This is a genomic window from Mycobacterium dioxanotrophicus (genome assembly GCF_002157835.1).
Taxonomy (GTDB): domain Bacteria; phylum Actinomycetota; class Actinomycetes; order Mycobacteriales; family Mycobacteriaceae; genus Mycobacterium; species Mycobacterium dioxanotrophicus.
The window spans coordinates 1,161,313-1,176,143 of the sequence record NZ_CP020809.1; the positions used below are offsets into that span (position 1 = coordinate 1,161,313).

The 14,831-nt window shown below is 67.0% G+C and carries 13 protein-coding genes and 1 pseudogene; 5 read left to right on the plus strand and 9 right to left on the minus strand.

Annotated elements, in window-relative coordinates; genetic code table 11:
• The 6 genes from BTO20_RS05605 to BTO20_RS05630 are packed head-to-tail and all read right to left on the minus strand — an operon-like array spanning position 1 to position 6,245.
• On the minus strand, positions 1 to 1,104 hold the full coding sequence (locus BTO20_RS05605; RefSeq protein WP_087074084.1) for an MCE family protein: 1,104 nt from the start codon (positions 1,102 to 1,104) through the stop codon (positions 1 to 3).
• Positions 1,101 to 2,156: an MCE family protein gene (locus BTO20_RS05610; protein WP_087074087.1), complete on the minus strand. Its 1,056-nt coding sequence runs from the start codon at positions 2,154 to 2,156 to the stop codon at positions 1,101 to 1,103. Before BTO20_RS05610 ends, BTO20_RS05605 begins: the two co-directional genes overlap by 4 nt.
• Positions 2,157 to 3,203 carry an MlaD family protein gene (locus tag BTO20_RS05615; protein ID WP_087074089.1) on the minus strand — a complete coding sequence of 349 codons (1,047 nt, stop codon included), beginning with the start codon at positions 3,201 to 3,203 and terminating at the stop codon, positions 2,157 to 2,159.
• Positions 3,200 to 4,582: an MCE family protein gene (locus BTO20_RS05620; RefSeq protein ID WP_087074091.1), complete on the minus strand. Its 1,383-nt coding sequence runs from the start codon at positions 4,580 to 4,582 to the stop codon at positions 3,200 to 3,202. Before BTO20_RS05620 ends, BTO20_RS05615 begins: the two co-directional genes overlap by 4 nt.
• A complete protein-coding gene (locus tag BTO20_RS05625) occupies positions 4,579 to 5,436 on the minus strand; it encodes an MlaE family ABC transporter permease (protein ID WP_157680133.1) in 858 nt (285 codons plus the stop codon). Before BTO20_RS05625 ends, BTO20_RS05620 begins: the two co-directional genes overlap by 4 nt.
• On the minus strand, positions 5,433 to 6,245 hold the full coding sequence (locus BTO20_RS05630; protein ID WP_087074093.1) for an MlaE family ABC transporter permease: 813 nt from the start codon (positions 6,243 to 6,245) through the stop codon (positions 5,433 to 5,435). The genes BTO20_RS05625 and BTO20_RS05630 overlap by 4 nt, the downstream gene beginning before the upstream one ends.
• A 236-nt stretch (positions 6,246 to 6,481) precedes the next feature.
• On the opposite strand from BTO20_RS05630, the gene BTO20_RS05635 reads away from it, so the two are divergent.
• Both BTO20_RS05635 and BTO20_RS05640 read left to right on the plus strand, forming a co-directional pair.
• A complete protein-coding gene (locus BTO20_RS05635) occupies positions 6,482 to 7,480 on the plus strand; it encodes a CobW family GTP-binding protein (RefSeq protein ID WP_087074095.1) in 999 nt (332 codons plus the stop codon).
• A 22-nt stretch (positions 7,481 to 7,502) separates the two neighbouring features.
• Positions 7,503 to 7,982: a TspO/MBR family protein gene (locus BTO20_RS05640; RefSeq protein ID WP_087081668.1), complete on the plus strand. Its 480-nt coding sequence runs from the start codon at positions 7,503 to 7,505 to the stop codon at positions 7,980 to 7,982.
• Between the two features lie 52 nt (positions 7,983 to 8,034).
• Here the strand turns inward: BTO20_RS05640 and BTO20_RS05645 are convergent, their stop codons facing one another.
• Together BTO20_RS05645 and menJ are read right to left on the minus strand one after the other, a co-directional pair.
• The gene (locus BTO20_RS05645) at positions 8,035 to 8,394 is read right to left on the minus strand and encodes a hypothetical protein (RefSeq protein ID WP_232491046.1); all 360 of its coding nucleotides are present in this window, start codon (positions 8,392 to 8,394) and stop codon (positions 8,035 to 8,037) included.
• 42 nt (positions 8,395 to 8,436) lie between these two features.
• Positions 8,437 to 9,666 carry a menaquinone reductase gene (gene menJ, locus BTO20_RS05650; RefSeq protein ID WP_087074099.1) on the minus strand — a complete coding sequence of 410 codons (1,230 nt, stop codon included), beginning with the start codon at positions 9,664 to 9,666 and terminating at the stop codon, positions 8,437 to 8,439.
• Between the two features lie 21 nt (positions 9,667 to 9,687).
• Here menJ and grcC1 point away from each other — a divergent pair, with 21 nt between their 5' ends.
• From grcC1 to BTO20_RS05665, 3 genes and pseudogenes are all read left to right on the plus strand, one after another.
• Positions 9,688 to 10,695 (plus strand): nonaprenyl/(2E,6E)-farnesyl/geranylgeranyl diphosphat synthase, encoded by a 1,008-nt coding sequence (grcC1, locus tag BTO20_RS05655; RefSeq protein WP_198344269.1) that lies wholly within the window; start codon positions 9,688 to 9,690, stop codon positions 10,693 to 10,695.
• A 68-nt stretch (positions 10,696 to 10,763) separates the two neighbouring features.
• The gene (htpX, locus tag BTO20_RS05660) at positions 10,764 to 11,639 is read left to right on the plus strand and encodes a zinc metalloprotease HtpX (protein ID WP_029371346.1); all 876 of its coding nucleotides are present in this window, start codon (positions 10,764 to 10,766) and stop codon (positions 11,637 to 11,639) included.
• Between the two features lie 191 nt (positions 11,640 to 11,830).
• Positions 11,831 to 12,469: pseudogene (locus tag BTO20_RS05665) on the plus strand (DUF1326 domain-containing protein); the annotation flags it as partial.
• Between the two features lie 105 nt (positions 12,470 to 12,574).
• On the opposite strand, the gene BTO20_RS05670 reads toward BTO20_RS05665, so the two are convergent.
• Positions 12,575 to 14,740, minus strand: coding sequence for a SulP family inorganic anion transporter (locus BTO20_RS05670; protein WP_087074107.1), 2,166 nt, complete (start codon positions 14,738 to 14,740; stop codon positions 12,575 to 12,577).
• Positions 14,741 to 14,831: the final 91 nt, after the last annotated feature.

Below are 14,831 nucleotides of genomic sequence, written 5' to 3' on the forward strand. Positions count from 1 at the left end.
TCACCGCGGGTACCTCGGGTTCGGTGCAGGAGCGGTGCCCGTGACGGCCGACACGATGCCCAGCGGGTCCGACCTGCTGATCGGATAGGAGACCGGATTGGTAATTCCGGCACCGACACACATCGGCAGCATCCACCGGTCGCAGAAGTTCTGCGCGGCCGCGAACTGCGTGAGCACCGTGGATACGTTCAGCCGGATGCGGCCGCGGCGGTCCGGTCCGACGGTATTGGAGAGGTTCTGCATCATCAGCGGGACGAGATCCATGAACTCGGCGAGTTCGGGCTGTTTGGCGGTCAATACGGCGCCGACGGCGTTGAGGTTGGCCGCGATGGCGCCCAGTTCGTCGCCGTGCTCGGCCACGAACCGGTCGATCTGCTCGAGTACCGACTTGAGATCCTGCATCGGCGCGCTGATGTCGATGTTCGCGTCCGCCCACGATCCACCGAGCTGGTTGAGTTCGGTGATCACCTGGTTGAGTGACACCTGCCGTTTGTTGAACGCCGCCATCAGCGTGGTCAGGTTGTCGACTACGGCGCCGATGTCGTCGGCGCGCGCGCCCACCACACCGCTGGCCGCGCTGAGATTGCGTATCGCTTCGTTGAACTGCTTTCCCTGGCCACGCCATTCGTCGGCCCCGCGGGTCAAGACCTTGCCGATGTCGCCTTGGCCCGGGCCGATCGCCGACGTCAGGGTGCTGAGGCTGCCCAGCATGGTGTCGAACGTGATCGGCGCGTGGCTGTGGTCGGCGGGGATGACGTGGCCGTCGGCGAGGGTGGGTCCGGACCCGCTGTACGCCGGCCCGAGTTCAACGCTGCGATCGCTGATCAGGGCCGGGCTGAGCACGTACGCATCGATGTCGGCAGGCAGCACGACGTCACCGGGAACGCTCATGCTGACCCGCACCGTGGTGCCCTGCGGCGTGACGGCGGTGACCCGCCCCACCGGGACGCCGAGCACCGTCACCTTGCTGCCGGGATAGATGCCGTTGATATAGCTGAAGTCGGCGTGCACCGTGGTGGCCCGGTCGCTGCGGCCGAACACGAACCATCCACCGCCGCCGAGGAAGGCCGCGATGACGAGCAGGGTCAGGATGCGACGGTTCATCGGCACTCCCGCTGAACGTTCAAGAAGCACAACAGGTTGTCGGGCATCACCAAGGACGGCGAGTTGACGTCGGCCCACGTGCCGTTGCCGGTGGCGTTGGTGACTGCACGGATCGCCGGTGGCATCTGCACGAGGGTCTGCTCGATCTTGTCGGCGTTGGCCTTCAGGGTGCCGGTGACCGCTGCCAGGTCGGTGATCAGCTCGCCGAAGTCTTGTTGCTTGGCGCCGTACACCTCCGACAGTTGCCGCACGATCGCACCGAGATTGGCGACGATGTCGGTCAGCGCCTGCCGGCGAGCGGTCAGCGCCGACACGATGTGCTGCGCGTTGGCCGCGGTGGCACTCAGAGAATCGGTCTGCTGTACCAGCAGTTCCGACAGGGAGCGCGAGACCCGCAGCAGCTCGTCGACCTTGTCGCCGTTCTGGGCGAATACCGAACTGGCGCTGCTGATCCCGGCCAGCACCCGGCCGAGTTCGGCGCTGTCGCCGGGCATCGACTCGGTGAGTGTGTTCATCATGTCGGCGAGCGGCTGCTGCTCGACGCCGGTCGCGGCGCGCGCGGCCTGACGACCCACCTCGTCGAGGCTGTACGGCACGGTGGTGCGAGCAAGTGGAATGGTGTGGGAATCCCCGGGATTGACGGTCCCGGCAGGCATCACGTCGAGGAATCGTTTGCCCAGCACGGTCCGCAACCGGACGGTGACGGTGGTGCGGTTGCCCAATGGTTGCGCTTTGTCGAGCCGAAAGCCCACCCGCACGCGATTGCCGGCCAGAGCGACCTGCTCGACGCGCCCGGCGGGCACCCCGGCGACGTATACCGGGTCGCCACTGGTCAGTCCGCTCGCATTGGCCAGTTCGGCGGCGTAGGCGTTGGTGCGTACCTGGTAGACCACGCGTGGCACGCCGATCGAGATGAGCATGATGGTGATCAGGGCTATGGTGCCGATCACGCCGAGCGCCAGGGGAATTGACGGGTTGTGTTTGCGTTGATCCTTGACGAAGAGAAAGATCACCGCGCCGACGAACAGGTCGATCAGTTTGACGAGAAACATCTACTGGCACACCTCGGAATGCCTGCGGCCGAAGATGTTCGCCTCGTGGCTGGCGATCTTCAGGGTGAAGTTGCACAGGTACAGGCTCACGAAGCCGCCGTAGCTGGTGGTGTGGTTGATCGCGTCGCCGAACTGCGGCAGATTGCCGAGCAGCGCGACGAACTGGTCGCTGTTGGGCTGCCAGGAGCCGAGCATGTTCTTGAGATTGGTTATGGTGTCGCCGTAATCCGCGCCTCCGCGCTCGACGGTGCCCGCCAGCGTGGCCAGCACCGCGTTGCCCTGGTCGATGAGCAGTTCGAGTTGCCTGTCCCCGCTGGTGATCGCCGCACTGAGCCGGCCCAGCCCACCGAGCATTTCTTCCAATTGCGGTTGACGGGTGTGGATCGACCGCATCAGCGTCGACATGTTGTCGATGAGCTGGGTGAAGATGCCGGCGTTGTTGCTCAACGCGGTTGTCATTGCGGCGATCTGGGTGAGGAGCGTGGTGAGGGTCTGGGTCTGGCCGCTGAACGTCTCGACGAAGCCACGGGTCAGCGTGTTGACCTGGTCGGGTGCGAGCGCGTCGAACAGCGGTTTGAAACCGTTGAGCAACGCGGTCAGATCCACCGCGGGCGCGGTGTGGGCCAGTGGGATGATCCCGCCTGCGGCGAGTTTGGCCGGTGCGTCGTCGGTCGACACGTTCATGACGACGCCGTCGGGATCCGACAGCGCGACATAGCGCGCGCCGAGCATGTCGCCGTAGCGGACCGCCGCGGTCACGTCGGTGGTGAAGGTGTACTCGGATTTGACTTCGATGCCGACGTCGGCTCGGCTGGTCCCGTCCGGGTTACCGGCGAACGCGATGGACTCGACGCGTCCGATCCGAATGCCGTTCATGGTCACCGGGTTTCCGACGTTGAGCCCTTCCACGCTGCTGAACTGCGCGAGGTAGGTGACGGTCCTGCCGCGGACCGGTACCGACAGGGTGTTCGTCACGAGCACCGCGCTGACGACACCGGCCGCACAGAAGCCGCCGAGCTTGATCCAGGACCGGCCACGGGTATTCATGCGATCCGCACCTCCGTCCCGCGGACCAGCGGGCCCAGTATGAGCACAGTTGCGATGTTCGGGGCGGTCGCGGGGCCTGCCGCCTGCGGCGCCACGGTGTCCTGCAGCACCGCGAGTGCGTGTGCCTGCCGATCGGTGTCGATGACCGCCGACGCCGGTGCCGCTTCTGTCGGAATCGGTGCCGATGCAGGCAATCCCGGCCCGGGCGGCAACGCGGTCTGGTTGGGCAGGTGTGGTGCCGGTGGCGTGAAGGGCGTGAGCGGCAGGTCCGCGGCAGGCCTGCGCAGCGGGTCCTCCGGCTGCTCGGGAACCGCGCCCGACGGTGCTGAATCGGCGCAGCGCGCACCGGATCTGGAGCCATAGACCGGGCAGTCCGACAACGCGTACGGCATGGGCCCGGCGAAGGTCGCCACGGCGGTGATGTTGAACTTGCCGGTGGCGAACACCTTGGCACCGGCCTCGCCGAAGGCCTGCGCACCGGCCAGTGTGTCCACCAGGCCGAGCGGCTGGGTGGCTGTCGTCGCGAGGATCTTTCCTGCCGCGTCGACGACGGTGATCATCTGTTCGCGGTGGTCGGACAGAAATGACGTGAGCACGCTGGAGAACCGGGCGAAACCGTCCATCGCCGAAGAGAAGTGACGTTGATCCTCGACCATGCGGTTGGACACCGATGTCGCCGCCGACAGTGTCGTGACGATGTCCGGGGTGGCGGTGTGCAGGGCGGTCATCACGTCGCGGAACTGCGGGGTGGCGTCCAGGAAGCGCATGAGCGACGGTGTCAGGGTGCCGGCTGCTGCGCTCAGATCGTCGATGGTGGAACCGATTTTCGTGCCGCGGTGATCCAATGACTGGCTGATCGCCGTCAGGGCGGTCTGCATGCGTTCGGGCCGAATCTGCGAGAACAGGTCGACGATCTTGGTGAACACGTCGTAGAGGGCCATCGCGTCGGGGCTGTGGTCGATGGAGATGGTCTCGCCGCGGCGTAGCCCGGATGCCGACCGGTCACCGGGGCCGTCGACCAGTTGCAGGTAGATGTCCCCGAAGAAAGTCCGTGGCACGATACGGGCCACGACCGAAGATGGGATCACCTGCAGCGCACCAGGTTCGATGGCCAGTCGCACGCGCGACGTCGCGGTGCCCGATTCGATCGCCGAGATGCGACCGACGTTGACACCGTGATAGCGCACCGGTGACTGGCTGGTGATGAGGCCCGCTGACACGGGTACGCCGACAAACACGTCGTCGGTGCGGTCGAGGTTTCCGGTCGCGCGGGCCACCAGCACCGCGGCGACGGCCATGCCGATGAGGACGGCCGCCACGCCGCGCACCGCCAGCCAGGGGCGACTGGCCGGACGGTTCCGTCGTCTGCGCAACCTCATACGCCCATCCCCGGGATCTGAGGGACCAGGCCCCACAACGCGAAGGTGAGGAGCACATCGAGGATGCCGACGGCCAGGATGGCGGTACGCAGGGCACGGCCTGCCGCCTGACCCACTCCGGCCGGGCCGCCGGAGGCGAAATAGCCGTAGGTGCAATGCACCAACGCCACCACGACCGCGAAGACCACCGCTTTGATGCCCGAGTACAACAGGTCACGCGGGCCGAGGGCCAGGTGGAAGAAGTAGTCGTACGTCCCCGGTGACGCACCGTTGAAGATCACCACCACGGTGCGCGTGGACAGGTAGCTGGCGAGCAGGCCGATCATGTAGATCGGGATGACGCAGACCACCGAGGCCAGCACCCGGGTGCCGACCAGGTACGGCACGGACCGCAACGCCATGGCATCGAGCGCGTCGATCTCATCGGAGATCCGCATCGCCCCGATCTGCGCGGTGAATCCCGTTCCGACCTTGGCGGCCAATGCGATTGCCACCACCACGGGGGCGAGCTCGCGGGTGTTGGCGATAGCGGCGAGCATGCCCGACAGTGTGTTCATGCCGACGAGGTCGAGTCCCCGCTGGGTCTCGACACCGAGCATCATGGCCGCCGCGAGCGACATGGCGAAGACAATGCCGATGGTGCCGCCACCGGAGAGTAGTGAGCTGGTACCGAACGTCACCTCGCCGATCTGGCTCAGGGTGTGCCTGCGATAGCGCACCGCCGCGTATGGCAGGGACATGACGACGCGCACGTAGAAGCTGACGTGGCGGCCGATGACCGTCAGGGCGTCGTATCCGGCGACCGCAGGACGCGAGAACCGGTGCAGCGCAGCACTTGTGGTGATCGCAGTCATCGGTAGTTGCCCACCGCGGGAACCACGACCGTGTACAGCGCCGACATGGTGGTGTTCAGCACGAAGACCAGCGCGAAGGCCAGTACCACGGCCTCGTTCACCGAGTTCGCGACGCCACCGGGACCGCCCTTGGTGTGCAGGCCCTTGAAGGTCGCCACCAGGGTGGCGGTGAGGCCGAATACGGCCGACTTGGTCAGTGCCATAAGGAAATCCGACACTTGTCCGTATTGACTGAAGGTGGCCAGGAACGTTCCTGCGGGCAGGTGCTGCACACCGATGTGGTAGAGGTAGCAGGCCATCACGCCGCCGAACGTCACGATCGAGCACAGCGCCAGCGCGACGATCACCGCGGCAACCAGTCGCGGCGCCACCAGCCGTTCGATCACGTCGAGGCCCATGACCTCCATGGCATCGATCTCTTCGCGGATGGTGCGCGAGCCGAGGTCGGTGCAGATGGCCGACCCGGCCACGCCCGCCATCATCAGTGCGCACACCAGCGCCGCGGCCTGGCCGACGATGATGAACGCGACGACGGCGCCCGAGTACCCACCCGCCCCGATCCGCCCGGCGAGTTCGCCGACCGACACCGCGATGAACACGCCGATCGGCATCATCAGCAGCAGCGCCGGGCCTGTGCAGACGCGGCCGATGAACAGGGTCTGCGCCACCACATCGTCGGCGACCAGCCGCCGCCGCAGGACCGCGACGACGACGCTGACGATGGCCTGCACCGAAAACCCGAGCACGTAGCCGCCCTGGACCAGGACGTCACGCATGGGCCCCTTGGGTGCGGGCAACTCGTAGCTCATCGACATCCTTCCGCGACGGTGTGCGCGTGGGGGAGCTCTCGACCCCCCGGCCGCGTGTGGAGCATGTCACATCCGGAGGTCCTCCGGCAAGCATTAAGTAAATGACTATTCTCGAGCTACCAGTATCAATATCGCTGGTATTTAGGCATGGAACCGCGACTTTTGTGATCGCCCGATTTCAGATTCAGCATTAACTTAGCTGGTAAGGGGTTGCCTGCAGTCCTTACGATGGCCGGATGGCGGCGTCGGGATCGGTACCTGTACTTGCTGTCGCGGGCCATCTCGGCGCGGGTAAGACCACGCTGCTCAACCACCTGCTGCGCAACAGTCGCGGCGTACGGATCGGTGCCCTGGTCAACGATTTCGGCGCGGTCAACATCGACGCCATGCTGATCGCAGGTCAGGTGGACGCGATGGCGTCGCTGTCCAACGGCTGCATCTGCTGCGCGGTGGACGCCGACGAGGCGGCCGACATGCTGGGCAAGCTCGCGGCGGTCAAGCCCCGGCTGGACCTCATCGTGGTGGAGGCCAGCGGCGTGGCCGAGCCGTCCGCGTTGGCCCGCACACTGGCCACCGCCGACGACAGCCGGTATCACTACGCGGGTCTGGTGTTGATGGTCGACGCGGTCGAATTCGCCCGCGGCGACCTGGGGCACAGTGTGCGCGTGGCGGATCTGGTCGTACTCAACAAGGCCGATCAGGTGAGCGCCGACGAGCTGGCCGCCGTCACCGCCAAGGTCCGCGAGCTCAATCCACGAGTTCCGGTGCTGCCCACCGAGTTCGGTCGCGTGGACCCGGCGCTGCTGATCGACGTGCCGGAGCGCGCGCCGCGAGCCGGCCAGCTCAGCCTCGACGAATTGCTGTGGGACACACACGACCACGATCATCACGAGCATGCGGCCTATCAGAGCGTGGAGTTCACCACCGACCGGGCACTCGACCCCCGCCGACTGATGGACTTCCTGCGAGACCGGCCCGCCGGCCTGTACCGGGCCAAGGGTTTCATCGATTTCGGCGCGGCCGGTTCCGGGCGCAAGTTCCTCCTGCAACTGGTCGGCAGGTCGTTACGGTTTTCCCGGCGGCGCTGGGACAGCGCCGAACAGCGCGCGACCACGCTGGTCCTGATCGGCACCGACATGTGCGCCGACACCGTGCGGTCGGCACTGCAGGACTGTGTCAGTGCGGAGCCACCCGACGAACAGGCAATCCTCGGGGTGCTCCGCTACGCCGACTGACGAATCGTGGTAGCAACGAATGATGCGACCAATCACATTGATCAAGAGTGCATCTGCCGCGTTGGCCACTGCCGTGGTCGGTGGCCTGGCGAGCCGGCCGGCGCAGTCACCGTGGTACGCCGAACTGCGCAAGCCGTCGTTTCAGCCGCCCCGCCAAGCCTTTCCGGTGGTGTGGCCGCTGCTCTACACCGACATCGCAGCGGTGTCGGCGACGACGCTGGACACCTTGCGCGCCGAGAACCGCGATGATCAGGCTCGCGCATTCAGCGCAGCACTGGCCGCCAACCTCGTCATGAACGCCGGCTGGTCGTGGATCTTCTTCTCGCAGAAGCGGCTCGGCACCGCAGCCGTCGTCGCTGCGGCGCTCACCGCCAGCAGTGCCGATCTCACCCGACGCGCCGTGGCCGCCCAGGGCCCGCGTGGTGCCGTCCTCGCACCCTATCCGCTGTGGTGTGCCTTCGCGACGGCGCTCTCCACGCGGATCTGGATGCTCAACCGCTGAACGGCCGCCGTTGCATGACCCGATCTTGGTCGCGGAATCGGTTGTGCAGGTTCTATTTTGAGACGCCGAGCGCAGTGCCGATCTGAGCCCACGAGAGCCCGGCGTTGCGAGCTGTGAGCACTGCCTTCTCATACCGCGTCTGTAGGCGGTCGAGTTCTTCACGTATATGGGTGAGTTGAGGCAGACCGGCCGTGGGCGAGAGATTTTCGACGACCGGGTCGCCTTGCGGTCCCGGCAGTGGTGCGCAAGCTTCGATTTCGCGTTGCAACTGTTCGGTTGAGCGACGAATGATCTCCTGCAGCTCAGGATCGTTGTCCCACCACGGTTCGGTGGCCGGTCCACTTGCCGGTTCGTCGGCCGTTCCCATCGGCTGTCCCCCTTGAATATCGTCAAAAATTTTGACGATCTCCAAGGGAAGTATGCCGCCCACCGGCGACACGCCCGACTGGCCAGCTCACGCGAACGGCATGCGCTGATCGAACCGTCGCGACGCCAGCCCCGCGGCCCGCCACACCCGGGCTACCCAGTCGGCGTCCTCGTCGGTGACGAGGTTGCCCATCACCCGCACGGCGACGTTCATCAGGAACGTCGAGCGCATCGCCACCGGGCCGGTCACGGGCAGGAAGCGCGGCAGCGTCAACAAGACGCCCAGCCGCCGCGCCACCGAGAACCCGCGGGCGTAGTGTTCCTGCAGCACCGCAGGCCACGCCGTCGCGTAACCGGAAGCTCCGCCGGCACCGAGCAGTTCAGCGGCCAGCCGGCCGGTCTCCAGGCCGTAGTCGATGCCCTCGCCGTTGAGCGGGTTCACACACGCCGCGGCGTCGCCGATCAGCATCCAGTTCGGTCCGGCTACGCCAGAGACCGCGCCACCCATCGGCAGGAGCGCCGAGAGCGCGGCACGCGGCTGACCGGTCAGCCCCCACTCGTCGCGGCGCAGCTCGGTGTAGTGGTTCAACAGCGGCCGCAGCGCGGCGTCGGCGGGCCGTTTCGCGGTGGCCAGCGCACCGACCCCGATGTTCACGTCGCCGTTGCCCAGCGGGAAGATCCAGCCGTAGCCCGGCAGCACGGCGCCTTCGGGCGAGCGCAGCTCCAGATGCGAGGTGATCCACGGCTCGGCGGTCCGAGGGGAGGGGATGTAGGCGCGGATCGCCACGCCGTAGACGGTTTCCCGGTGCCACGTGCGACCCAGCTCCCGGCCGAGTGTCGAGCGGGCCCCGTCGGCCACGATCAGGTCTCTGCATCGGATCGTGCTGCCGTCATCGAGGTGTAGCGCATCCGCCCGGCCGCTGGAATCATGGCTTACGCCAACGGCTTTGACGCCCAGGAGCATCTTCGCGCCGTCGTCGGCGGCCACCGAGCGGATCCGGTCGTCCAGCTCGGTGCGCGGCACGGCGCTGCCGGTGGAAGGGAACGACGGTCCGGGCCACGGCACCTCGACGTCGGCACCGAAACCCGACATCCGCAATCCCCGGTGCCGCAGCTTGGTGTCCAGCCAGCCGCCCATGCCCAGCCGCTCCAGCTCTGCCACCGCACGCGGGGTGAGCCCGTCGCCGCAGGCCTTGTCCCTGGGGAATTGCGCGGCGTCGATCACCAGCACGTCGCGGCCGCTGCGCGCCGCCCACGCCGCAGCGGCCGACCCCGCCGGACCGGCGCCCACAACGACCACATCTGCATTGGTGTCCATCGGTCCCAGTATGTTGGACGAATGAGGACACCAGCGACTGTGGTGGCGGGCGTGGATTTCGGGGACGAGGCGTTTGCCGCCGAAGTCCGCGGTGGCGTGGCCCGCATCGAAGATCTGATGTCCACTGAGCTGGGCAAAGCCGATGAGTTGATGGCCGAGGCCGTTCAGCATCTGTTCCAGGCCGGTGGGAAGCGTTTCCGCCCGCTGTTCACGGTGCTGGCCGCCTCGCTCGGGCCCCGCCCCGACGATCCCGACGTCGCGATCGCGGGTTCGGTGATCGAGCTGGTGCACCTGGCCACGCTGTACCACGACGATGTGATGGACGAGGCCCAGGTCCGCCGCGGGGCACCGAGCGCCAACGCCAGGTGGGGCAACAACATCGCGATCCTGGCCGGCGACTACCTGTTCGCGACCGCCTCCCGGCTGGTGTCGCGGCTCGGCCCCGACGCCGTGCGCGTGATTGCCGACACATTCGCCCAGCTGGTCACCGGCCAGATGCGGGAGACCCGCGGCGCTGCCGAGCAGGCCGACCCCATCGAGCACTACCTCAAGGTGGTCTACGAGAAGACGGCATGCCTGATCGCGGCATCGGGGCGGTTCGGGGCCACCTTCTCCGGCGCCGACGACGAACAGATCGAGCGGCTGGACCGGCTCGGCGGCATCGTCGGCACCGCGTTCCAGATCTCCGACGACATCATCGACATCGACAGCGATCCCGATGAGTCAGGCAAGGTTCCCGGCACTGACCTGCGGGAAGGCGTCCACACTCTGCCAGTGCTGTACGCACTGCAGGAGACCGGGCCCGAGGCCGACCGGCTCCGAGTGCTGCTGGCCGGGCCGGTGGAGCGTGACGAGGACGTCGCCGAGGCGCTCAGCCTGCTGCGGTCCTCCCCGGGCATGGCCCGCGCGAAGGAGACCGTGGCGTCGTACGCGGCGCGGGCGCGCGTCGAACTGGACAGCCTGCCCGACGTCCCGGGCCGCCAGGCCCTGCTGTCGCTCGTCGACTACACCGTGAACCGGCACGGCTGATTCCGGAACCCAGGCGGGCTTGCTGAGCGTTTAATCGGCGAAGACTTCCCAGCTCGAGGAGGAAGCTGATGACCTGGAATCCTCACGCCAACCGACTCAAGACATTCCTGCTGTTGGTGGGCATGTCGGCGCTCATCGTGTTCGTCGGCTCGTTGTTCGGCCGCAACGTGATGTACCTCGCGGTGCTGTTCGCCGTCGGCATGAACACCTATGTGTACTTCAACAGCGACAAGCTGGCACTGCGGGCCATGCATGCGCAGCCCGTCACCGAACTGCAGGCCCCGGAGATCTACCGGATCGTCCGCGAACTGGCGACCACCGCGCATCAGCCCATGCCGCGGCTGTACATCTCCGACACCGCCAATCCGAATGCCTTCGCCACCGGCCGCAATCCGCGTAATGCCGCGGTCTGCTGTACCACCGGCATCCTGCAGATCCTCAATGAGCGGGAGCTGCGCGCCGTGCTGGGCCACGAGCTGTCCCACGTGTACAACCGCGACATCCTGATCTCGTGCGTGGCGGGCGCGATGGCGTCGGTCATCACCGCGCTGGCCAATATCGCGATGTTCGCAGGCATGTTCGGCGGTAACCGTGACAATGCGAATCCCTTTGCGCTCTTGCTGGTTTCGCTACTCGGGCCCATCGCCGCCACGGTCGTGCGGCTGGCGGTGTCGCGGTCGCGCGAGTATCAGGCCGACCAGTCTGGAGCCGAGCTGACCGGTGATCCGCTGGCTTTGGCGTCGGCGCTGCGCAAGATCTCCGGCGGCGTCGAGGCGGCTCCACTGCCCCCGCAGCCGCAGCTGGCCGACCAGGCGCACCTCATGATCGCCAGCCCGTTCCGGGCCGGCGAGCGCATCGGCAAGCTGTTCTCCACGCATCCGCCGATCGCTGACCGCATCCGGCGGCTCGAGGACATGGCAGGCCGCGGCCCGGGCCACTACTAGTTCCCTTGCACCGCGAGCGTGCGTGTCTGCTGCCCGACACGCCGCTCGCGGTCGGCATTTTGCGCACGCTCGCGGCGTCTGCCACCTCAAAAATAGATACCCCCAGGGGGTACTTGTGCATGCGTTGGCGACTGTGTAGCGTCAGCTCCGTTAGATACCCCCCAAGGGGTATAAATCGAGAGGAACGGGCAATGGCCACAGTGACGACGGATTGGCAGCTGAAGGGCGAGTGGTTCGACGTGTGCAGCTGCAAACTGCCCTGCCCGTGCAGTTTTGCGCAAGAGCCCACGCATGGCGACTGCCTGTTCACTCTGGTCTGGAAGATCCACGAAGGCCATTACGCGGAAACGGATCTGAGCGATCTCGGCGTGGTCGCGCTTGGCGAGTTCACCGGCAACATGTGGGTCGGCGATCCCGACGCCATGATGTCGCTGATGTTCTACATCGACGACAAGGCCGACGCGGAGCAGCGCCAGGCGCTCGAGCAGATCTTCACCGGGTACGAAGGCGGGTGGCCGGGGGAGTTCGGCAGTCTCATCAAGGACCTGCGTGGAATCGAGTACGCACCCATCACATTCGATGCCGCCGAGGATCTCGCATACTGGCGCGCCGAGATTCCGGGCAAGGTCGATGTGCGGGTGCAGGCGTTGACGGGTCCGACCTCGGATCCGAGCCGGCGCGTCACCACCGTCAACGCTCCCGGCGCCGAGGTCGGTCCGGGTCAGGTCGCGACGTGGGGCGTGGTCACCAAGGACGACGCCGTGGGATTCGACTTCTCGCACAAGTACCGCGGCGGCTCGAGCAAGCACTTCCCGTTCGACTGGCGGCCCTGACGACGCACGACGAGCGTGCGCGTACTGCTGTCCCAACACGGAGTGTCGGGCAGCAGACGCGCACGCTCGCGGTGCAAGGTGCGAGGTGCAAGGTGCAACCACCTACGCAGCGTCGGCGAGCGCCTCGATCTGCGTGGGTGTAACCCGCAGCACGCCGGCGCTGGGGATGTCGTAGAACAGCCCGATCACGTTGACCCGGCGGGCCAGCGGATGTGACTGCAGGGTCTGCACCTGCATCGCGATGTTGACCATCGACAGCTGATCGACGCTGCCGAAGCCTGCCTCGGCCGCTGACCGGGCGACGGGATGCCGACCGTCGTCGAACGCCTCCAGTGAGGGATTGCCATGGGCCAGCCAGGAATTCAGGTGTTCGTCGCCCAGGTTGGTCTTGCCGAGCAGGGCCGTCATCGCACCGCAGCTGGAGTGTCCGCACACCACGATGGAACTGACGGCGAGCTTATCGACCGCGAACGCGATGGCCGCTTCGATGGAGGCGTCGCGCTGCCCGGCGGGCACCATGTTGCCGACGTTGCGCACGGTGAACAGGTCGCCCGGCCCGCTGCTGGTGATGACGTTGGGGATGACCCGCGAATCGGCGCACGTGAGGAAGAGCGTCTCCGGGCGTTGGGCGTCGACCAGGTCTTGCATGTGGGGTCGCAACACCGCGGCGGTGCGGCGTTGGTAGGCGGCCAGACCGTGCAGCACCGACGGCGAATCGTCGCGCTGCCATGAGCTCCACGGCACCACGCCCGAGCGCTTGTCGAACGGCGTGAACCCGCGCACCGGCGGCCCCGCCACGGCACTGTGCATTTCGACCGCACCCACGTCGTGGATATCGACGGTGCCACCGGTGGCCAGGTGCTGGCGCTGCCACTCCTCGATCGTCTGGTGTGCGGCGTGGTCCAGGAAGTCGACGGAGAGTTCGACGGTGACGGGCACGCCGGGCGGAACCTCGGCCAGCGCGCTGGTCAGCTTGGGCAGCGACAGGAACGTGCAGGAACCCTCGATCACCACACGCCAGGAGTCACCACCGCTGGGCTCGGCAGCGATCTTCGTGCGCACCACCCGCCACACCGTCAGGGCCACCGCCAGGGCCAGGCCGATCAGCACGCCTTCGAGCAGGTTGAGGAACACCACCGCCACAACGGTGACCACATACACCGCGAGATCACCTGTGCGGTGGGCAGTTTCGATGTGTGCACGGTTGACCAGCTGGCAGCCGATGACGATCAGCAGGCCGGCCAACGCCGCGGTCGGGATGAGCTGGACCAGGCCGACGAACGGCACCGCGAACACCAGCACCCACACGCCGTGCATGATGGCCGAGGCCCGGGTGCGGGCACCTGCGGCCACGTTGGTGGAGCTGCGCACGATGACGCCGGTGACCGGCAGGCCGCCGATGGCACCGGACACCATGTTGGCCGCACCCTGGCCGATCATCTCGCGGTCGAAGTCGGTGCGGGGGCCGGTGTGCATGCGGTCGACCGACACCGCCGACAGCAGGCTTTCCACGCTGGCGATCAGCGCCACGGTCAGCACGCCGGTGGCGAATGCGCCCCAATTGCCGTCCGGCAGGCTGGGCAGTGCCAGGGCGTCGAGCAGCGAGCCGTTCAGCTGGATGCGGCTGACGTCGCTGAACGGTGCCAGCAGCGATAAGGCCGTGACGCCTGCGATGGCCACCAGCGGACCGGGCACCTTCTTGACCGCAGCGGGCATCCAGCGCCAACCGACCAGGATCGCGATGACCAGTGCGCCCAGGACGACGCCGTGGCCATGCGCGCCGATGAGCTGCGCGGGGAGTTCTTTGACGTTGTCCCAGGCGGCGCTGTTCGAGCTGCCGCCGAGCAGGACGTGGGCCTGCTGCAGGACGATGGTGATGCCGATGCCTGCGAGCATCGCGTGCACGACGACCGGCGAGATGGCCAGCGCGGCACGGGCCACGCGACTCAGCCCGAACAGCACCTGCAGGATGCCGGCGCACACGGTGATCGCGCACGTGACAGCCCAGCCGAACTGCGCCACCAGCCCGGCGACGATCACGGTGAGCCCCGCGGCCGGTCCGCTGACCTGTAGCGGGGAGCCGCCGAGGGCGCCCGCGACGATGCCGCCGACGATCGCCGCGATGATCCCGGCCAGCACCGGCGCCCCGGACGCGACCGCGATACCCAGAGATAGCGGTAGTGCGACGAGGAACACCACCAGCGAGGCGGGGAGGTCGTAGCGCAGGACGGATCTGGCCCGGTCTGCCAGTTGAAAAGTTTGCTGCATCACGTGCTCCAGTTCGATTCGGGCTGTTGTCGGTGCACGCGCGACCGCGCACCTTTCGGCGAATTGACGACGGTGTCATTGAAAGATGTTG